14 protein-coding genes are annotated in these 19,972 nt (G+C 72.3%); 5 read left to right on the top strand and 9 right to left on the bottom strand.

Going from position 1 to position 19,972, the window contains the following annotated elements; translation table 11 throughout:
* The first annotated feature begins 1 nt into the window (after position 1).
* Together AB0F04_RS30640 and nuoN are read left to right on the top strand one after the other, a co-directional pair.
* Positions 2-1,573: an NADH-quinone oxidoreductase subunit M gene (locus AB0F04_RS30640; protein ID WP_362047293.1), complete on the top strand. Its 1,572-nt coding sequence runs from the start codon at positions 2-4 to the stop codon at positions 1,571-1,573.
* On the top strand, positions 1,570-3,219 hold the full coding sequence (gene nuoN, locus AB0F04_RS30635) for an NADH-quinone oxidoreductase subunit NuoN (RefSeq protein WP_362047290.1): 1,650 nt from the start codon (positions 1,570-1,572) through the stop codon (positions 3,217-3,219). Before AB0F04_RS30640 ends, nuoN begins: the two co-directional genes overlap by 4 nt.
* 73 nt (positions 3,220-3,292) lie before the next feature.
* Here the strand turns inward: nuoN and AB0F04_RS30630 are convergent, their stop codons facing one another.
* Positions 3,293-3,895, bottom strand: a complete 603-nt coding sequence (locus AB0F04_RS30630; protein ID WP_362047287.1) for a Uma2 family endonuclease — start codon at positions 3,893-3,895, stop codon at positions 3,293-3,295.
* Between the two features lie 200 nt (positions 3,896-4,095).
* Between AB0F04_RS30630 and recQ the strand changes: the two genes are divergently transcribed.
* On the top strand, positions 4,096-6,252 hold the full coding sequence (recQ, locus tag AB0F04_RS30625) for a DNA helicase RecQ (RefSeq protein WP_362047284.1): 2,157 nt from the start codon (positions 4,096-4,098) through the stop codon (positions 6,250-6,252).
* A 44-nt stretch (positions 6,253-6,296) separates the two neighbouring features.
* Here the strand turns inward: recQ and AB0F04_RS30620 are convergent, their stop codons facing one another.
* The 8 genes from AB0F04_RS30620 to fahA form a co-directional block, all read right to left on the bottom strand.
* On the bottom strand, positions 6,297-9,125 hold the full coding sequence (locus tag AB0F04_RS30620; RefSeq protein ID WP_362047281.1) for a fumarate reductase/succinate dehydrogenase flavoprotein subunit: 2,829 nt from the start codon (positions 9,123-9,125) through the stop codon (positions 6,297-6,299).
* Between the two features lie 11 nt (positions 9,126-9,136).
* Complete coding sequence (locus AB0F04_RS30615) at positions 9,137-9,982, bottom strand: ABC transporter ATP-binding protein (protein ID WP_362047278.1); 846 nt, start codon at positions 9,980-9,982, stop codon at positions 9,137-9,139.
* Positions 9,966-10,853 carry an ABC transporter permease gene (locus tag AB0F04_RS30610; protein WP_362047275.1) on the bottom strand — a complete coding sequence of 296 codons (888 nt, stop codon included), beginning with the start codon at positions 10,851-10,853 and terminating at the stop codon, positions 9,966-9,968. The genes AB0F04_RS30615 and AB0F04_RS30610 overlap by 17 nt, the downstream gene beginning before the upstream one ends.
* Positions 10,850-12,196, bottom strand: a complete 1,347-nt coding sequence (locus AB0F04_RS30605) for an ABC transporter substrate-binding protein (RefSeq protein WP_362047272.1) — start codon at positions 12,194-12,196, stop codon at positions 10,850-10,852. Before AB0F04_RS30605 ends, AB0F04_RS30610 begins: the two co-directional genes overlap by 4 nt.
* Positions 12,197-12,211: 15 nt before the next feature.
* Positions 12,212-12,439 (bottom strand): ferredoxin family protein, encoded by a 228-nt coding sequence (locus AB0F04_RS30600; protein WP_003992261.1) that lies wholly within the window; start codon positions 12,437-12,439, stop codon positions 12,212-12,214.
* A gap of 33 nt (positions 12,440-12,472) precedes the next feature.
* Entirely contained in the window at positions 12,473-13,261 is a 789-nt protein-coding gene (locus AB0F04_RS30595) for a GntR family transcriptional regulator (RefSeq protein WP_362047269.1), read from the bottom strand.
* 405 nt (positions 13,262-13,666) lie between these two features.
* Positions 13,667-14,605, bottom strand: coding sequence for a M56 family metallopeptidase (locus tag AB0F04_RS30590; RefSeq protein ID WP_362047677.1), 939 nt, complete (start codon positions 14,603-14,605; stop codon positions 13,667-13,669).
* A 229-nt stretch (positions 14,606-14,834) separates the two neighbouring features.
* Positions 14,835-16,046 carry a fumarylacetoacetase gene (gene fahA / locus AB0F04_RS30585; protein WP_362047266.1) on the bottom strand — a complete coding sequence of 404 codons (1,212 nt, stop codon included), beginning with the start codon at positions 16,044-16,046 and terminating at the stop codon, positions 14,835-14,837.
* Positions 16,047-16,356: 310 nt separating this feature from the next.
* Here fahA and AB0F04_RS30580 point away from each other — a divergent pair, with 310 nt between their 5' ends.
* Complete coding sequence (locus AB0F04_RS30580; protein ID WP_362047263.1) at positions 16,357-17,676, top strand: DegT/DnrJ/EryC1/StrS family aminotransferase; 1,320 nt, start codon at positions 16,357-16,359, stop codon at positions 17,674-17,676.
* Entirely contained in the window at positions 17,669-19,954 is a 2,286-nt protein-coding gene (locus AB0F04_RS30575; RefSeq protein WP_362047260.1) for a lipopolysaccharide biosynthesis protein, read from the top strand. Before AB0F04_RS30580 ends, AB0F04_RS30575 begins: the two co-directional genes overlap by 8 nt.
* Positions 19,955-19,972: the final 18 nt, after the last annotated feature.

Here is a 19,972-nt window from a genome sequence, read left to right as displayed (position 1 = left end):
GATGTCCTTTCCTCTGCTGACAGCGACAGCGGCGCTCCCGGCCGTCGGGGCGATCGCCACGGCCGCCGTACCGGCCGCGCAGCGCACCGCCGCCAAGTGGCTGGCGCTGCTCTTCTCGCTCGCCACGCTCGTCCTGGCGATCACCGTCCTGGTGCGCTTCGACCCGGGCGGCGACCGCTACCAGCTCACCGAGTCCCACGCCTGGATCGCCGACTTCGGCGTCCGCTACGAACTGGGCGTGGACGGCATCGGCGTGGCGCTCATCGCGCTCACGGCGCTGCTGATCCCGTTCATCATCCTCGCGGGCTGGCACGACGCCGACCCCCTGGAGACCGGCAGCAGCCGGTGGCGGCCGACGCAGGGCTTCTTCGCCCTGATCCTCGGCGTCGAGGCGATGGTGATCCTCTCCTTCGAGGCCACCGACGTCTTCCTCTTCTACATCTTCTTCGAAGCCATGCTGATCCCGATGTACTTCCTCATCGGCGGCTTCGGGGACCGTGCCCACGAGCACGGCGAGAAGGCGGCCGCGACGCAACGGTCGTACGCGGCCGTGAAGTTCCTCCTCTACAACCTGGTCGGCGGCCTGATCATGCTGGCCGCGGTGATCGGCCTGTACGTGGTCGCGGGGAACTTCTCGCTCCAGGAGATCGCCGAGGCCCGTGCCAACGGCACGCTCGACATGGCGACCAACACCGAACGCTGGCTGTTCCTCGGCTTCTTCTTCGCGTTCGCGGTGAAGGCGCCGCTGTGGCCGCTGCACACCTGGCTGCCCAACGCCATGCAGGAGTCCACCGCCCCGGTCGCCGTACTCATCACGGCGGTCGTCGACAAGGTCGGCACGTTCGCGATGCTCCGCTTCTGCCTCCAGCTCTTCCCGGAGGCCAGCAAGTGGGCCACGCCCGCCATCCTCGTCCTGGCTCTGATCAGCATCATCTACGGGGCGCTGCTCGCGGTCGGCCAGCGCGACATCAAGCGGCTGATCGCCTACGCGTCGATCTCCCACTTCGGCTTCATCATCATGGGCATCTTCGCGATGACGAGCCAGGGCCAGTCGGGCGCGACGCTCTACATGATCAACCACGGCATCTCGACGGCCGCGCTGATGCTGGTGGCGGGCTTCCTGATCTCCCGGCGCGGCTCGCGGCTCATCGCCGACTACGGCGGCGTGCAGAAGGTCGCCCCGGTGCTCGCCGGCACGTTCCTGATCGGCAGCCTCGCGACGCTCTCCCTGCCGGGGCTGGCCCCGTTCGTCAGTGAGTTCCTGGTCCTGGTCGGCACGTTCACGCGGTACCCGGTGATCGGCATCATCGCCACCTTCGGCATCGTCCTCGCCGCGCTTTACACCCTCGTCCTCTACCAGCGGACGATGACGGGCCCGGTGAAACCGGAGGTCTCCGCGATGCCGGACCTCAGGATCCGCGAGCTCGTGGCCGTCGCGCCGCTGGTCGTCCTGCTGATCTTCCTGGGCGTCTACCCGAAGCCCGTCACGCAGATCATCGACCCGGCGGTCAAGCAGACCATGTCCGACGTACAGAAGAAGGACCCCCAGCCCGAGGTGGAGGCGGCCAAGTGAGCGCAACAGCCGTCCACAGCCTGTGGACAACGGCGGCCGACCCGATCTCGAAGATCGACGCGCCGAAGATCGAGTACGGGCAGCTCGCCCCCACCCTGATCATCGTCGGCGCGGCGATCGTCGGGATCCTGGTCGAGGCGTTCGTACCGCGTAAATCGCGTTACTACGTTCAGATGTTCGTTTCCGTCGTCGCGATCGCGGCCGCCTTCGCCGCGGTCGTCGCTCTCGCGGCCGACGGATACGGCACCACCAAGGCGCGCATCGCGGCGATGGGCGCGATCGCCGTCGACGGACCGGCCCTGTTCCTGCAGGGCACGATCCTGCTGGCGGCCCTCGTGGGCCTGTTCACCTTCGCCGAGCGGCGCCTGGACCCGGAGGCGCACGGCAACCGCGTGGACTCCTTCGCCGCGCAGGCCGCCTCCGTGCCGGGCAGCGAGAGCGAGAAGGCCGCCGTCAAGGCCGGCTTCACCACCACCGAGGTCTTCCCGCTGCTGATGTTCGCGGTCGCCGGCATGCTGATCTTCCCGGCGGCCAACGACCTGCTGACGCTGTTCGTCGCGCTGGAAGTCCTCTCCCTGCCGCTGTACCTGCTGTGCGCCCTGGCCCGGCGCAAGCGGCTTATGTCGCAGGAGGCGGCGGTCAAGTACTTCCTGCTGGGCGCCTTCGCCTCCGCGTTCACCCTGTTCGGCATCGCCCTGCTCTACGGCTACGCGGGCTCGATGTCGTACGCGACGATCGCGCAGGTCGTCGACGGCACCGTGCAGGACGTCAACCCGGCGCTCGCCGACACCATGGGCAACGACGCGCTGCTGCTGATCGGCGCCGCGCTGCTGGTGATGGGCCTGCTGTTCAAGGTGGGCGCGGTCCCGTTCCACATGTGGACGCCGGACGTCTACCAGGGCGCGCCGACGCCGGTGACCGGCTTCATGGCGGCGGCGACGAAGGTGGCGGCGTTCGGCGCGCTGCTGCGCCTGCTGTACGTCGTGCTGCCGGGCCTGCGCTGGGACTGGCGGCCGGTCATGTGGGCCGTGGCCATCGTCACCATGCTGGGCGGTGCGATCGTCGCGATCACGCAGACCGACATCAAGCGGCTGCTGGCGTACTCGTCGATCGCGCACGCCGGGTTCATCCTCGCCGGTGTCATCGCGACCACGCCCGACGGTGTCTCGTCGGTGCTGTTCTACCTGGCCGCGTACTCGTTCGTGACGATCGGCGCCTTCGCGGTGGTCACGCTCGTCCGCGACGCCGGGGGCGAGGCGACGCACCTGTCCAAGTGGGCGGGGCTGGGGCGCAGGTCCCCGCTGGTGGCGGCGGTCTTCGCCGTGTTCCTGCTGGCCTTCGCGGGCATTCCGCTGACGTCCGGTTTCGCCGGGAAGTTCGCCGTGTTCAAGGCGGCGGCGGAGGGCGGGGCGGCCCCGCTCGTCGTGATCGGTGTGATCTCGTCGGCGATCGCGGCGTTCTTCTACATCCGCGTCATCGTGCTGATGTTCTTCAGCGAGCCGCGGCCGGAGGGCCCGACGGTGGCCGTGCCGTCGCCCCTGACGATGACGGCGATCGGAGTGGGCGTGGCGGTCACGCTGGTGCTCGGTGTGGCGCCGCAGTACTTCCTGGACCTGGCGGGGCAGGCGGGGGTGTTCGTGCGCTGAGCTGAGCCGCCCGAGCGGCAGCGGTCCGGTTCCCCACTCGGGGGCCGGGCCGCTGTGCTTGGCGGCTTGGTCGTTACTCGCCGCCCTTGCGGCGCGGCTTGATGCCGGTCAGATCCAGGTCCACGGGGAACGGGGCGCTGACCTTCATCCGCTCCCGGAAGATTCCGACGCTTGTGTACGCACCGGTGGTGGGCTCCAGCTCGAAGGCGTGCACCGCGGCGAGTCCCTTCTCGTTCTCCACACGCCAGTAGTGCGGGATCCCGGCCCGGGCGTATTTCAGGGGCTTGGTCTCGCGGTCCCGTGAAACGGAGTCCGCGGAGACGACCTCGAGGGCGAGCAGGACGGACTCCGCCGGATACCGGGTCTGCCCGGGGTCCTCCACAACGTCTCCGTGTACCACGATCACATCCGGCTCCGGCCGGTTCTGGCGGTCGATGTCGATGGTGAACTCGCGAATGACCTCGTACTCCGCGGGTGCGAGGGACTGCAGCTGCCAGTTGAAGAAGTCGACAGCGCGTGAGTGAAACAGGGTTTGCGGACTCACGAAGACGAGACTCCCGTCGATCAGCTCCGTGTGCGGAGGAAGATTCGGGAGGCGGTCCAGGTCGTCGGCGGTCCAGCCGCCTTCCGGCGGGGTCGGCCAGGTGGGCTTGGACGCCTTCGGCGCGACGCTCATAAGGGCTCCCATGGGACGGAGTCTCGCGGGTGCTTTCAGACTATCCGCCGGAAACGGGCAGGTCTCCCGCGAACGTGTGAACGACGATCGTGTCCTTGACGCACCCCTGCAGGGCAGACCTGTGGATAACTCCGGGGCTGTCGGTCCGGGCGCCTATGGTGGACGCAGTGGTCGAGGCGCGACGCACGGGGGACGCAACGATGGGCGCTACTGGCGGGACAGGTGTGATGACGGAACTGGACACGGTGACCGGCGCCGGGGCGACCGGGGCCGGGACCGGCGCGGGTGGCGACTCCGCCGGGCCCCTCCGCCCCGATGCGAGCGAGGCGCTGGCCGCGCTGCACCGCGTCTTCGGTTACGACGCCTTCCGCGGTGAGCAGGAAGCCGTCATCGAGCATGTCGTGGCGGGCGGCGACGCCGTCGTGCTCATGCCGACCGGCGGCGGCAAGTCGCTGTGCTACCAGATCCCGTCCCTGGTCAGGCCGGGCACGGGCGTGGTCGTCTCCCCTCTCATCGCCCTGATGCAGGACCAGGTGGACGCGCTGCGGGCGCTCGGCGTGCGCGCCGGATTCATGAACTCCACGCAGGACTTCGACGAGCGGCGGATGGTCGAGGCCGAGTTCCTCGCCGGCGAGCTGGACCTGCTGTACCTGGCACCGGAGCGGCTGCGGCTGGAGAGCACGCTCGATCTGCTCTCCCGAGGCAAGATCTCCCTCTTCGCGATCGACGAGGCGCACTGCGTCTCCCAGTGGGGCCACGACTTCCGGCCCGACTACCTGGCGCTGTCCCTGCTCGGCGAGCGCTGGCCGGACGTACCGCGGATCGCGCTGACGGCGACGGCCACGCACGCGACGCACCAGGAGATCACCCAGCGGCTGAACATGCCGACGGCCCGCCACTTCGTGGCGAGCTTCGACCGGCCCAACATCCAGTACCGGATCGTGCCCAAGGCGGACCCGAAGAAGCAGCTGCTGAGCTTCCTGCGCGAGGAGCACGCGGGCGACGCGGGCATCGTCTACTGCCTGTCGCGCAACTCGGTGGAGAAGACCGCCGAGTTCCTCAGCCGCAACGGCATCGAGGCGGTGCCGTACCACGCGGGCCTGGACGCGGGCACGCGCGCGGCCCACCAGTCCCGCTTCCTGCGGGAGGACGGCCTGGTCGTGGTGGCGACCATCGCCTTCGGCATGGGCATCGACAAGCCGGACGTCCGCTTCGTCGCCCACCTCGACCTGCCCAAGTCGGTCGAGGGCTACTACCAGGAGACGGGCCGGGCCGGCCGCGACGGGCTGCCCTCGACGGCGTGGATGGCCTACGGGCTGAACGACGTCATCCAGCAGCGCAAGCTGATCCAGTCCGGCGAGGGCGACGAGGCCTTCCGCCGCCGGGCCCAGGCCCACCTGGACTCGATGCTGGCGCTGTGCGAGACGGCCCAGTGCCGCCGGGGCCAGCTCCTCGCTTACTTCGGCCAGGACCCCGACCCGTCCGGCTGCGGCAACTGCGACACCTGCCTGACGCCGCCGGAGACGTGGGACGGCACCATCGCGGCGCAGAAGGCGCTGTCGACGGTCGTCCGGCTGCAGCGGGAGCGCGGACAGAAGTTCGGCGCGGTGCAGATCGTGGACATCCTGCTGGGGAAGCGGACCGGCAAGGTCATCCAGTTCGACCACGACCAGCTGTCCGTGTTCGGCATCGGCGAGGAGCTGTCCGAGGCCGAATGGCGCGGCGTCATACGGCAGTTGCTCGCCCAGGGGCTGCTCGCGGTGGAGGGCGAGTACGGCACGCTGGTGCTGACCGAGGCCAGCGGGGCGGTGCTGCGGCGGGAGCGGGACGTGCCGCTGCGCAAGGAGCCGAAGAAGCCGGTGGCCTCCCGGTCCGGTTCCTCGTCCTCCGGCTCCGGCCGGGGCGAACGCAAGGCCAAGGCGGTCGCCGCCGAGCTGCCCGAGGAGTTGCTGCCCGCCTTCGAGGCGCTGCGCGCCTGGCGCGCCGAACAGGCCCGTGAGCAGGGCGTCCCGGCCTACGTGATCTTCCACGACGCCACACTGCGGGAGATCGCCATGGTCTGGCCGACGTCGATGGGGGAGCTCGGCGGGATCAGCGGGGTCGGCGAGAAGAAGCTCACCACGTATGGGGAGGGGGTGCTGGAGGTGCTGGCGTCGCTGGGCGGACCGCCCGGTGCGGGCACGGCGGACGCCCCTGCCTCCGCCTCCGCACCCGCCGCAGGCTCGCCCTCCGCCCACGCGTCCGGTCGGGCTCCGGCATCCGGTCGGGCTCCGGCCCACGCCGCGAGTCAGGACGCCGGTGAGCCGTACCACTGGCCTGAGACGGACACGGAGCCGGAGCCCGACGACTGGATATGAGGCCGGGCTCCGGCCAGGGCAGACGGCTCAGACAGGCGTATCGGTCACAACGCCCGTCCCGCGTACGCCCTGACATCCGCGTCGGAGTCCGTCGTCGCCGTGGCGAGGGCCGCCCGGGCCTCCTCGGTGGTGCGGTGCCGGGTCAGCGCCAGGACGGCGGCCTTGCGGACGTCGGCGTTGGTGTCGGCCAGGGCCTTGGCGAGGGCGGGGACGGCGTCCTCGGGTTCGGCGACGGACAGGGCCGTGGCCGCACCCGCCCGCACCTGCCAGGCCGTCTCGGACAGCGCGGCCACGGCTCGCGTCGTGAGGGGCGCCGGGCAGCCGGTGGTGCCCAGTGCTCCGTAGGCCGCTGCCCGCACCAGGGCGTCGGGGTCGTCGAGGAGGCCGGTGAGGGCCGCTTCGATCGTGCTCGCGGCCAGGTCGGCGCCGTCCGGGACGCCACCCGCCGGCAGCTCGGCACTCACCGTGGCCAGACCCTTGGCGATCGCGACCCGTACCTCGCGGGAGGGCTCGGCGCCCGCCGCACCGGCCAGTTCGCCGACGGCGTCGACCGACACCAGGGCGCGTACGGCCTCGATGCGGACGGCGATGTCGGAGTCGGTGAGGGAGTCCGCGAACAGGGCGGCGTCGCCGAGACGCAGGGCGCGCAGGACGTCCAGGGCCGCCGCGCGGACCACCGGGTCCGGTTCGGTCAGGGCGGCGGCGAGGCCGTCGCGCAGATCGGGCTCGGCCGGGAGCGTCTCGACGAGCTCACGCAGTGACGCGGCCGCGGCGGCACGCACCTCGGCGGCGGTGTCGCGCAGCGCTGCGGCGAGCGCGGTGCCCGTCCCGGGCGGCAGCGTCTCGGTGAGCACGGCGACGGCCTCGCGGCGGACAGCGGGCTCCGGGTCCGTCAAGTAGGGCTGAAGAGCGCCGAGTTCTGGCTCCTCCTCGGCGAGGGCGACGAGTTCGAGCAGGCGGGCGGAGGACTCCCCACCGGAAGGGACGGTGACCGGAGTCTGCTGCGCCGGGGCCGGCTCCGGCGCAGCCGCTCCGACCGGGGCCGCGACCGGTGCCACGTCCCGCGAGCCTGCCAGGGCCACATCCTCGGCGTGCACCTCGCCCAGGACACGAGAGGGACCGCCGACGGGCTCGAAACCGTCGACGGGAACGAGATAGGGAGCCACGGGGCGCGCCGTGAACTCCATCGCACCGGAGGGGGACTTGTGCAGATCGAGGTGGTGGAACCAGGACGCGTCGTCACGCTGGGGGTGGTCGAGGCGCTCGTGGTAGAGGCCCCAGCGGGACTCGGTGCGGGCCAGGGAGGAGCGGGCGGCCATCTCCGCGCAGTCGCGGATGAAGGTGACCTCGGCGCAGCGCATCAGTTCGTGCGGGGTGCGGGCGCCCATCTCGGCGATGTCGGTGTGCATCCGCTGGAACGCCTCCAGCGCCAGCGACAGCCGGGCACCGGACTTGGGCGGGGCCACGTAGTCGTTCACGAAGCGGCGCAGCTTGTACTCGACCTGGGGCTGCGGCGGGCCGTCGGGGTTGCGCAGCGGGCGGTAGATCAGCTCGTGCGCCTCACGCAGCTGGTCGCCCGGCAACTCCCCCTCGTACGGCGAGTACCGGGACGCGTCCGCGCCCGCGAGGTCGCCGAAGACGAACGCGCCGATCATGTAGTTGTGCGGGACGCAGGCCAGGTCGCCGGCCGCGTACAGCCGCGGGACGGTCGTGCGGGCGTGGTCGTCCACGCGGACGCCGGAGGCGGAGTGGCCGCCGCACAGGCCGATCTCGGAGATGTGCATCTCGATGTCGTGGGTGCGGTAGTCGTGGCCGCGCCCGGAGTGGAAGGTGCCACGGGTGGGGCGCTCGGTGGAGTGCAGGATCGTCTCCAGGGCCGAGACCGACTCCTCGGGGAGGTGGCTCAGCTTCAGGTAGACGGGGCCCCGGTCGGACGCCACCTCGGCGGCGAACTCGGCCATCATCTGGCCCGACCAGTAGTCGGAGTCGACGAAGCGCTCGCCGTGCCGGTTGACCTGGTAGCCGCCGAAGGGGTTGGCGACGTAGGCGCAGGCCGGGCCGTTGTAGTCCTTGATCAGCGGGTTGATCTGGAAGCACTCGATGCCGGTGAGCTCGGCGCCCGCGTGGTAGGCCATGGCGTAGCCGTCGCCCGCGTTGGTGGGGTTCTCGTAGGTGCCGTAGAGGTAACCGGAGGCGGGCAGGCCGAGGCGGCCGCAGGCGCCGGTCGCGAGGATCACCGCGCCCGCGCGGACCTGGACGAACTGCCCGGTGCGGGTGTTGAAGCCGGCCGCCCCCACGGCCCGCCGGTCCTCGCCCTCGCCGGCGGTGAGGACACGCACCGGCATGACCCGGTTCTCGATGCGGATCCGCTCCCGCATCTCGCGCCGCCGCAGCTGCCGGTAGAGGACCTTCTTGACGTCCTTGCCCTCCGGCATCGGCAGTACGTAGGAGCCGGAGCGGTGCACCTGGCGGACGGAGTAGTCGCCGTGCTCGTCCTTCTCGAACTTCACGCCGTAGGACTCCAGCCGCTGCACCATGCCGAAACCGCGGGTGGCGGTCTGGCGGACGGTGGACTGGTCGACGATGCCGTCGTTGGCGCGGGTGATCTCGGCGACGTAGTCGTCGGGTTCGGCCCGGCCCGGGATGACCGCGTTGTTCACGCCGTCCATGCCCATGGCGAGCGCGCCGGAGTGGCGGACGTGCGCCTTCTCCAGCAGCAGCACGCTCGCGCCGTGCTCGGCGGCGGTCAGGGCGGCCATGGTGCCGGCCGTACCGCCGCCGATGACGAGGACGTCGCAGGTCAGTTCCTCGGCGTCGGAGAGGGACGGGACGGCCAGGGGGATGTCCGCAGGGGGGTTCACGGAGGTGGTCACCGGGGTGCCTTTCACGTACCGAGCGAGGTGAGGACGTCGCGTCGCAGGGCCACGCGCGCCGGATCGTCGTGCGCGCCGCGCTCGCGCGGGCGGGGGATGTCCCGGACGGCGACGAGGCCGCCCGCGCCGAGCAGGGCCACGCGGTCGCCGAGGAACAGGGCCTCGTCCACGTCGTGGGTGACGAAGACGACGGTGGCGCCCGTGCCTCGGAGCACCTCCACCAGCAGGTCCTGCATCCCGGCGCGGGTCTGCGCGTCGAGCGCGCCGAACGGCTCGTCCATCAGGACGGCGCGCGGGCGTCCGGCCAGGGCGCGGGCCAGCTGGACGCGCTGGCGCTGCCCGCCGGAGACCCGGTGCGGCAACTGCCGTGCCTGCGAGCCGAGCCCGACCCGATCCAGCCAGGCCTGGGCCTGCTCCCGGCGCTCGGCGCGGGGCACGCCGCGGATGGCGAGGGGGAGTTCGACGTTGGCACGCAGGGCGCGCCAGGGGAGCAGGGCGTCCTCCTGGAAGACCAGGGCCCGGTCGGCCGAGGGGCCGGTGAGCGGGTGCCCGTCCTGGGTGAGCTCGCCGGCGAGCGGCGCCAGCAGGCCGGCCAGGGTGCGCAGCAGGGTCGACTTGCCGCAGCCCGACGGGCCGACGACGGTGAGGATCTCGCCGGGGGCGATGTCCAGGCCGACCTCGTCCAGGGCGGTCGCACCGGGGCGGCCGAGGGAGGCGCCGGTGAGGGTGAGCCGGGTGCCGCGCACGGGGGCGGTGGGGGCGCCGGCCTCGGACGACGCTTTCGGGCCGGTGCCGGACGAGGCGTCCGGGGCAGCCCCGGGCGGGGTGTTCGAGACGGTCTCAGACGAGGTGCTCATCGCGTGCCTCCTCGGATCGGGCCCTGCCGGGGGCGGCGGCGGGGGCGGCCGGTGCCGGCTTCACGGACCGGTGGGGCCGGTTGGGCCGGGGCGGCCGGGCTCCGGGCACGTACGCGGTGCGCGGCAGCCAGCGGGTGAGGCGGCGGCCCAGGAGTTCCACGGCGGTGGAGGTGAGCCAGCCGAGCACGCCGATGGTGACCATGCCGACGAACACGCCCGGGTAGTCGACGACGGTGTAGTCCTGCCAGGTGCGGTAACCGACGCCGTACTGGCCGGAGATCATCTCGGCGGAGATCACACAGATCCACGAGACGCCGATGCCGACGGACAGACCGCCGAACACGCCGGGCAGGGCGCCCGGCAGGACGACCGAGCCGAGGATCCGCCACCGGCCGCCGCCCATGGTCCGTACGGCCTCCTCCCACACGGGCGTCAGGGCGCGCACCGCGTGCCGGGTGGAGACCAGGACCGGGAAGAAGGCGGCGGTGCAGGTGATGAAGACGATGCCCTGCTCGTTGGAGGGGAACAGCAGGATCGCGACGGGCACCAGGGCGATGGCCGGGATCGGGCGGACCACCTCCAGCACCGGGCCGAGCAGGTCCTCGGCGAGACGCGAGCGTGCCACGAGCACACCCGTGGCCACCCCGAGGACGGCGGCCAGCAGGAAGCCGGTGAGGATCCGGGTGAGGCTGTTGGTGAGGTCCGTCCAGTAGTCCGGTCCGGACACCCGGGAGGCGAAGGCCCGGGCCACGTCGGTGACCGTCGGGAACTGCGAGAAGCGCAGCCACAGGTCGACGTTCAGGCTGGTCAGTGCCTGCCACAGGCCGAGGGCGGCGACCAGCGAGAGGACGCGGAGCACATACCGCCTCACGACGCCTGCTCCAGGGCGTCGGCGTAGGAGACGACGCGGGCTCCGCCGTGCCCGGCGATGTACGCCTGCGCGGTGTCGGGCGCGGCGAAGGGCAGCAGCTTGTCGCCGTCGGCCACCCACACGGCCTTGTCGGCGAACCAGAGGGTGCCGGTGGTGGTGTCGGGGACGTAGGCGGCACGCAGGCCGTCGCGGTGCCCGGCGACGTAACGCAGCAGCTTGGAGGGGGAGTCGAACGTGACGGTCTTGGAAGCGCCCTTCGGCCAGGCCTCGCTCGCGGCGGGTGCGGGCTTCGTGGCGAGATGCCTGGAGTACGCCGTCGCTCCGAGGGCCTTCTTCACGTACCGGTCGTCGACGAAGGAGTCGACGTCCACGTCGCCGGTGAGCTTCGCCGACTTGAGGACCGAGACGTCCTGCTTCAGCGCGGAGACGAGCTGGGGCTTGATGGCCGGGTCGAAGGTGGCGATGCCGTGATCGCCGTTGTAGAGGTAGACGACCTCGGCGGGCAGGCCGGTCGCCTTCGCGACCTTCTCGGCGGCGTCCACCGGGTGCTGGTTCAGGTAGTCGGTCGCCTCCGCCTGGGCCTTCAGGAACGCCTCCAGCACGGCCGGGCGCTGCTTCGCGAAGTCCTCGCGGGCGGTGACGCCGTGGAAGGTGGGCAGGTTCAGCCGGGCACCGTCGTAGATCGCCTTCGCCTTGCCCTGGAAGGCGAGCAGGCCGGGCCAGGCGACGAACTGGGACAGGGCGTCCGTGCTGCCCGCCGCGAGGGCGGAGGCGCCGACCGAGGGCTGCTGGTTGAGCTTCTCGATGCCGCTGTTCGGATCGATGCCGGCGCGCTGCAGGGCCCGGACGAGGGTGCCGTCGGCGGCCGAGCCGACGCTCGTGGAGACCTTCTTGCCCTTCAGGTCCTTCAGGGACGCCAGCTTGGAGTCCGGTGCGGTGACGATGGTGTTGAGGCCGCCGCGGAGGTTGTAACCGGTGACCGAGACCAGGCGGGTGGGGCTGTTCAGCTGCTTGCCGCGGGCCGCGTTGATGAGCAGCGGGAAGTCACCCATCGAGCCGATGTCGATCTTCCCGGCGGTCATCTGGGCGGTGATGGGGGCGCCGGTGGCGTAGTCCTGCCAGTCGACCTTGTAGTGGACGCCGTCGTGCAGGGCGTTGAGCTGCTTCTCGAAGGAGCCCAGGGAGCGGAGCAGGGTGCCCGCCGTGACGGTGTTGATGGTGCGGGACTGGTAGCCGACGGTGACGGTGACCGTGGAGCCGCTGCCCGCCTCCGCGTCACCGCCGCAGGCGCTGAGCGGGAGCAGGAGGAGGACGGCGGATGTCGCGACGACGGTGCGTTTCATGATGGTTCGGGCCTCTCACCGGAGCAGATAGGGCATGTTGACGGTGACGGCTCCGGTGGGGCAGCGGGCCGCGCACGGGCCGCAGTACCAGCACTCGTCGACATGCATGTAGGCCTTGCCGTTGCGCTCGTCGATGGCGAGGGAGTCCAGCGGGCACATGTCCACGCAGAGCGTGCAGCCGTCGATGCACTTCGACTCGTCGATGGTCACGGGCACGTCGGCCCGCTGGGGCGCCAAGGGCATGGCTGTCTCCAGGGATGTGCGCGAGCGGGTTGGCTAACGGTTCCGGTGCAGCAGGCCGCTCATGGTGATGCGGTCGCCGCGGAAACGGATGAACTCCAGGTCGACCGGGCGGCCGTCCGCGAGGTGGGTGAGGCGTTCCAGCATGAGGACGGCGGCGCCGCGCGGGGCCTCGAGCACGGCGGCCGAGTGGGTGTCCGCGCTGACCGCTTCCAGGGTGATCTCGGCGTGGCCGAGGCGCCGGCCGGTGACGGCTTCCAGGAGGCGGAAGACGTCGGTGTTCTCCAGATCGGCACCGAGCAGTTCGGTGCCGATGTCGAGGGGGATGTAGGTGAGGTCGAGGGACAGGGGCAGTCCGCCGAGCCTGCGCAGGCGTTCGATGTAGAGGACGTCGGTGCCGGGCGCGAGTCCGAGACGGTCGGCGACCGGCGCGGGTGCCGGGGCGGGGCCCATGGTGCGGACCTCGTTGGTGACCCGGCCGTGCTCACGGAGGGTTTCCGCGAGGCCCATCAGACGGTCGAGGCCGTGGGAGTACTTGTGGGCCACGACCACGGTGCCGACACCGGGCTGACGCTCCACGAGGCCTTCGGTCCGCAGCAGGTCGAGGGCCTCGCGGACCGTGTTGCGGCTCGCGCCGTACTCGGTGGCGAGGGTCGACTCGTGGGGGAGGACCCCGTCGGGGAAGGCGCCGGTGAGCAGCAGCCGCCGGAGCAGGTCCGCCAGCTGCCGTGCCCGGTCGGCGCGCAGCCGTCGCCGCGCGCGGTGGGCGGCGACGGTGGTCGCGGCTCCCTGTCCGGCGTGGTCTCGGATGCGGTCACTGGGCATGGTTCGGACCATACCTATCCGATAGGAAAAGTGGTGTTGCAGGAATGTTGCGCCACCGGGAATGTGACGCGCCCGACGAGTGAGCTGGTCGTTTGGCCCTTCCCGAACCGGATCCGCCACCGACCGCCCGACCGGTGCCGCACGGACGGCCGGCGCGCCTCTGAACCGGCGCCGCACCTGCAGTTGGCCGCCTCTGAACCGGCGCCGCGCCGAGGGCGGTCGGCCTCTCAACCTGTGCCGCTCCGACAGCCGGCCGCCTCTGAACCGGTGCCGCACCTACAGTTGGCCGCCTCTGAACCGGCGCCGCGCCGAGGGCGGTCGGCCTCTCAACCTGTGCCGCTCCGACAGCCGGCCGCCTTTGAACCGGCGCCGCTGCGACAGCACGCCGCCTCCCGGCCGGTGCGGTTACGACAGCGCCGTCAGGCCCGGCGCGAACGCGATCAGCAGCGGCACCAGCGGCACGAGCGCGGCCGTCGTGGTGGTCAGGGCCCGGTGCCGGCGGCCGAGTCGGGGCGGCGGTTCCAGAAGCCGGTCGACCCGCTCGCCCAGCAGGCGGGGGCTGGAGGCGCAGGACAGGACACCGCGGTGCTGGTTGAGCTCGATCAGGGCCAGAGCCGTGGTCAGGTGGCCGCAGCGGCGGGAGGCCGTGTCGTCGGCGGCCAGTTCGACCAGGCGGTGGGTCTGGTCGCAGAAGTGGGCGAACAGCGGGATGCGGGGGAAGCCGGTGGCCAGGGCCGTGGACAGGTGCAGCAGCCAGTCGTGGCGGGCGCGGGCGTGACCCCGCTCGTGGGTGAGGACGGCGTCGAGCTGGTGGCCGGTCAGACGGTGCAGGGCGCCCGTGGTGACGATCAGCTGGGGCGGGTGGCCGGGCATCCACCAGGCGTCCGGGTACTCGTCCTCCAGGACCAGCAGCGGACCCCGGGCCGCGGGCAGGCCGGCCGGCAGGTCGGGTGCGCGCTCCCGCAGATGGGCCCGGGCCCGGGCCCGGCGCCGGCGCGCCTCGACGAGCTCCCGCGCGAGCATCGCGGTCGTCCAGGCGGCGCCGCAGGCCAGCAGCACGGTGAGCGCGGTGGCCCCCGGTGGGGCGGCGGACAGGTCGTACGCCGCGGTCACCGCGGCCGGTGCCGGGGCGAAGAGCTGGGCGCGGACCGTGCCGAAGACGGCGGCGGCGCCCAGGGAGAGTGCCGTCACGCACGCCAGCAGGACGGTGGCGACCAGGCACTGCCAGACCCACAGCGCGACCACCGGTTCCCGCTCGGGCCAGGCCGCCCGGGTCAGCGCACGGGGAACGGGGACGGCGGCCGTCACGGCGACGACACTCAGCAGGAGCAGGCAGACGGTCATGGCCACGGGCTCCGGTTCCTCGTCACAAGAGGGGCGGCTACGGGTCGTGCGGGGAAGGGCGGCCGCCGTGCGCACCGGTGACCACGACGAGCGTGGTGGCCGTGCGGGCACACCGCCCCGCGCCCAGTATGACGGGCCGGGCGGTGTGCGTCAGGGGCTGAACGGCAACAAGGGAGACGGGAGGGGCGACCTCGGACGCCCCCCGAGAGCGGCTCCCGGCCGGTCCGGGTCAGCCCTGGACGACCCGCCCCGTCACCTCGCCGAGCCCCACCCGCACACCGTCGGGCCCCGGGGCCCAGGCCGTCAGGGTCACCTCGTCGCCGTCCTCCAGGAACGTGCGCTTGCCGCCCGGGAGTTCGAGCGGGTCGCGGCCGTTCCAGGTCAGCTCCAGCAGGGAGCCGCGTTGCCGTTCCGCCGGGCCGCTGACCGTGCCGGAGCCGTACAGGTCGCCGGTGCGCAGGGAGGCGCCGTTGACGGTCATGTGGGCCAGCTGCTGGGCGGCCGTCCAGTACATGGTGGAGAAGGGCGGCTCGGAGACGACGTGACCGTTGACGGCGACGCTGATCCGCAGGTCGTAGCCGCCGGGTTCCTCGCCGCTGTCGTCCAGGTAGGGCAGCAGCTCGTGCGTCCGGGCCGGAGGTGCCACGAGGGCCTCTTCCAGGGCGTCCAGCGGGGTGATCCACGCCGACACCGACGTGGCGAAGGACTTCCCGAGGAACGGGCCGAGGGGCACGTACTCCCAGGCCTGGATGTCGCGCGCGGACCAGTCGTTGAGGAGGCACAGCCCGAACACGTGCTCGCGGAAGTCGCCGAGGGCCACCGGCGCGCCCATCCGGGAGGGCACGCCGACGACGAAGCCGACCTCGGCCTCGATGTCCAGGCGGGCGGACGGGCCGAAGACCGGGGCGGCGTCGGCGGGGGCCTTGCGCTGGCCGGACGGCCGCGGGACCTCCGTGCCGGAGACGACGACCGTGCCGGAGCGGCCGTGGTAGCCGATGGGCAGGTGCTTCCAGTTGGGGGTGAGGGAGTCCTCGGCGTCGGGCCGGAACATCTGCCCGACGTTCCGGGCGTGGTTCTCGGAGGCGTAGAAGTCGACGTAGTCGGCGACCTCGAACGGCAGGTGCAGGGTCACCGACGACAGGGGGTGGAACAGCGGTGCGACGGTCTCGCGGTGGGACGGCACGGTCACCCAGGCGGTCAGCGCCCGGCGGACGTCCGACCAGGCCGTGCGGCCGGCGGCCAGCAGCGGATTGAGGGTCGGCTGCGCGAGCAGGGAGGCGTAGGGCGAGCCGAGCGCGTGGGCCGCGGCGCCCGCGTCCAGTACGTGGTCGCCGAGCCGGACGCCCACGGCCCGGTGGGACGAGCCGGGCAGGGAGAACACGCCGTACGGCAGGTTGTGCGGGCCGAAGGGGTCGCCCTCGGGGACATCGAAGGGGGGCATCGGGTGCTGCCTCGCTTTCGGGTGCGCCATGTCGTCGCCACGTGTTCGTGGTCATGCCACACGTTACGGGTGACACGCCGGTCCTGGGCAGAGTCCGAGGAGGCGGAGAGGGGCGAACGGGGCAGGTGGGCGCGGGTGGGACCGGACGGGGTGACTCCGGCGCGCCGGAGGGGGCGCCGTATCCGTACGTGCCGGAAGTTATCCACAGGACGCGACGCAATCTTGACGGAGCGGTGCGAACGGGGCGACTCTGGGCGGGTGCCGGAAGGCCTCGGGGAGGGGGCTTTCCCACGGCACATCTGGGGGGCGGATGGCCATAGGGGAGGCCGGTCCGGGTTCGGTACGGCGTGGTGCGCGGCCCAAGCGGCTGGAAGAGACCATGCGCGTCCGGCTCGGCCGGGAATGTGTGTACGTACCGTCGTGCCGTTTCGGGCTGTACGTGGCGCTGCGCCACTGGTGCCCGCCCGGCGGACGGGTGCTGATGTCGCCGGTGAACGACGACGTGATCTTCTTCGTCGTGCTCGCGGCCGGACTGCGCCCGGTGCAAGCGCCGTTGAACCCGCTCGACGCGTCCATCGACCTCGATGCCGTGCCGGACGAGGTGTGGGGCTCGGTGTCGGCCGTGCTCACGACGAACCTGTACGGGAACCCGGATCCGGCACCGCGTCTCAGGCAGAAGTGCGACGCGCTGGGGATCCCGCTGTTCGAGGACGGGGCGCACGCGATCGGCAGCCGGGTGGGCGGCCGGCCGGTCGGGGCGTGGGGCGAGGCCTCCGTGTTCAGCCTGTCCAAGCACGTCGGCGCCCAGGCCGGAGGCATGCTCTCGCTCGCCGACCCGGGGTTACGGGAGGCGGTGGAGAAGACCTGCGAAGGGCTGCTCGCGCCGCGCCGGGCGAGCGCCGAACTCGCCTATCTGATCCGGCCGTACGCGGAGGCTGCGGTGCGCGGGCTGCGGCTGCGGCGCGCTGCCTGGGCCGCGATCCGGCTGCTGGGGCTGGCGGACCGCGAGGAGATCCGGATGCCGCTGCGCCCGGACGAACTCGCCCTCGCCGCCCGCCACACGCCCGGGCTCGACGCCCACCACCCGTGGGTGCGCGTCGACATGCACGACTACCGCCTCCGGTCCGGCCGGCTGCGGCTGCGCCGCATCGGTCACGAACTCGACCGGCTGGACGACGTGCTGGACGCCTGCCGCGCGGGCACGGAACTGCTGCTGTCCACGCCCTGGGCCAAGCCGCGCGACGGCCAGGGCACGCAGCCGCTCTTCCGGGTCCCGCTGTTCGTGGCCGACCGGGACGCGGCGATCGCGGCTCTGGCGCGGCAGGGCATCGTCGTCGGCTACCTCTACGACCCGCCTCTGGACGACTACGCCGGTGCGGAGTTCACCGACCCCTCACCGGCTCCCGAGGCGGCCCGCTGGTTCGCGCGGCACGCACTGCCCGTGGATCCGCTGCGGGCGCGGACGGTCGTCGAGGCGCTGGAGTGGTCCGGGGTTCAGCCGGTCCGGGCGCCGGGAGAAAAGCCCGGGAACAAGCCGACGCCGGGAGAACGGCCCGGTGACGAGCCGACGCCGGGAGGGCTGCCCGGGGACAGGCCGACGCCGGGAGGGCTGGGACGGCCCGGTGGCTGAGATCCAGGTGCACGAGCCCGCCGCCGCGCGCACCGACGGCGGCGGGCCGAAGCCTGCCCAGAGCGACCACACCCACGACTCGCTGTTCAAGAACGCCTACTTCCTCATGCTCAGCACCGGCGTCTCGGCCGTACTGGGCCTGGGATTCTGGCTGGTGGCCGCCCGCTACTACACGGAGGAGGCCGTCGGCCAGGGCTCGGCCGCGATCGCCGCGATGCGGCTGCTCGCCAGCATCACGGCGACGACGATGATCGGCGCCGTCGTCCGTTTCGTCCCGCGTGCCGGGCGGGAGACCGGACGGCTGGTGTGGGGCACGTACGTGGCCAGTTCGCTGGTCGTGGCGCTCGCAGCCGCCGTCTTCCTGCTCACGCTCGACGCGTGGGGAGCCTCCTACGCGCCCCTGGGCACACCCGCGGCGGGTGCCGTGTTCGTCGCCGCCTGTGTGGCCTGGGCGTTGCTCACCCTGCAGGACGGGGTGCTGACCGGACTGCGCAAGGCGGAGTGGGTGCCCGCCGGGAACGCGGTCTTCTCGGTCGGCAAGCTGGCCCTCCTGGTCGTCTTCGCCGGCGCGCTGCCGGTCCTCGGCATCTTCGTCTCCTGGGCGGTGGCGATCGCCTTCTCCACTCTGCCGCTGGGCTGGCTGATCTTCCGCCGGCTCATCCCGCGCCAGGCGGCCGCCGACCGGGACAAAGACCCCCCGAAGATCCGGGACATGGGCCGCTTCCTGGCCGGGGACTCGCTGGGCGCACTGTTCAGCCTGGCGATGATCAACCTGCTGCCGGTGATGGTCGCGGTCCGCTTCAGCGCCGCCGAGAACGGCTACTTCTACGTGGCCTACACCGTCGGCGGCACGATGGAGTTCATGGCCATCAACATGGCCTCGTCGCTCACCGCGCACGCCTCGCACGACCCGCGCCAGCTCGCCGACGGCGTCCGGGGTGCCCTGCGGCGCATGACGCTGCTTCTGGTCCCGGTCGTGGCCGTGCTGGTCGTCTTCGCCCCGCAGATCCTCACGCCCTTCAGCCCGGACTACGCCGAGCACGGCTCGACCGTGCTGCGGCTTCTCGCCCTCGGTGCCCTGCCGCGGGTCGTGGTGGAGCTGTACATCGGCGTACTGCGCGTGCAGGGGCGCACGGGTGTGCTGGCCGCGCTCCAGGGGGCCATGTGCGCCCTGGTGCTGGGCAGTGCGGCCGTGCTGTTCTCCCCGTCCGGGATCGCGGGCGCCGGCTGGGCGGTGCTGCTGAGCATGACGCTGATCGCCGTCGTCTCCATGGCCGGACTGCGCGCGGCCCTGCGTCACGACGACAGCACCCCTGCCGTCCGTCCGCCGGCCGAACCCGCCTACGGCACCCGCTGGGCGAAGCTCAACGCGACCGCCGGATACGGCACGACCTGGGCCCGCCGGGCCGCCTACCAGCCCAAGGACGGTGACCAGGACACGGTCACACTGTTCATCGGGCGCCCCGGCTACGAGCGGGAGGCGCTGCAGGCGGACAGGCTGGCGCTGATCGTGCGGCCGGACGGGCCGACCAGGGAACCACCGCCCCACCTGGCCGGGAAACCGGACCAGGAGCCGCAGGAGCAGCAGGAGCCGCAGGAGCGGCGGCTGCGAGGCGCCCTGTGGAGCCTGCTCGGGGTCGCCGTCGTGTTCTTCTGGGCTCCGTTGCGGGACCTGCCGTGGCTCGATGGGGCCTTCGAAGCCGCGCTGTCCGGCCGCCAGTTGCTGGAGGGCCTGCCCCTGCCGTCGCTCACCGCGGGCGGCCTGCTGCTCGTGGTGTTCGTCGCCGCCGTCACGCTGAGCACCCGGCGCGACCCGTGGTTGCCCGGCACGGCACTGTGCGCCGTCCTGTGCGCCCTGTACGCCGCACCGGTCGCCCTCGGACGGGAACCACGGCCGGCGGACGGGGCGTTGTACGAGAGGACGGCCGGTTTCCTGGCGGACGCGGTGGGGCTCGACGGGCCCGAACCGCTGCTGCGCTGGGCGCCGCCGGTCTGCCAGCTGCTGTGTCTCGTACCGCTGGGGCTGCTGCTCGCGAACGCGGGTGGCCGGCTGACGTGGCCGGGGCGCTGGGGGGTTCTGTATCTCGTCGCGGTCTGCGGCTGGGTGTGGCGCGACGCGCTCGCACCCCTCGCGCCGCCCCTGCTCGTCGCCCTCACGCTGCTCCTGCCGCTTCACCGCGCCGCGTCTGCGTGGTGGCGCTCCCGCACCGCGGCCCCGACAGATCCGACAGCCAACCGAACGGCCGGCGGCTTACCGAGCGGCCGGCCCCGCGACTGATCACACCCGAAGCCGAGA

This window comes from Streptomyces sp. NPDC029041 (assembly GCF_040637515.1).
In the GTDB taxonomy this organism is placed as follows: Bacteria; Actinomycetota; Actinomycetes; order Streptomycetales; family Streptomycetaceae; genus Streptomyces.
This window is presented reverse-complemented; position numbering and strand designations above follow the sequence as displayed.

Coding starts and splice junctions, on each gene's coding strand:
- recQ (WP_362047284.1), top strand. CDS start 4,096: ATGGGCGCTACTGGCGGGACAGGTGTGATGACGGAACTGGACACGGTG.
- AB0F04_RS30595 (WP_362047269.1), bottom strand. CDS start 13,261: ATGCCCAGTGACCGCATCCGAGACCACGCCGGACAGGGAGCCGCGACC.
- AB0F04_RS30640 (WP_362047293.1), top strand. CDS start 2: ATGTCCTTTCCTCTGCTGACAGCGACAGCGGCGCTCCCGGCCGTCGGG.
- AB0F04_RS30590 (WP_362047677.1), bottom strand. CDS start 14,605: ATGACCGTCTGCCTGCTCCTGCTGAGTGTCGTCGCCGTGACGGCCGCC.
- AB0F04_RS30600 (WP_003992261.1), bottom strand. CDS start 12,439: ATGCCCTTGGCGCCCCAGCGGGCCGACGTGCCCGTGACCATCGACGAG.
- AB0F04_RS30580 (WP_362047263.1), top strand. CDS start 16,357: ATGGCCATAGGGGAGGCCGGTCCGGGTTCGGTACGGCGTGGTGCGCGG.
- AB0F04_RS30630 (WP_362047287.1), bottom strand. CDS start 3,895: ATGAGCGTCGCGCCGAAGGCGTCCAAGCCCACCTGGCCGACCCCGCCG.
- AB0F04_RS30605 (WP_362047272.1), bottom strand. CDS start 12,196: ATGAAACGCACCGTCGTCGCGACATCCGCCGTCCTCCTCCTGCTCCCG.
- AB0F04_RS30615 (WP_362047278.1), bottom strand. CDS start 9,982: ATGAGCACCTCGTCTGAGACCGTCTCGAACACCCCGCCCGGGGCTGCC.
- fahA (WP_362047266.1), bottom strand. CDS start 16,046: ATGCCCCCCTTCGATGTCCCCGAGGGCGACCCCTTCGGCCCGCACAAC.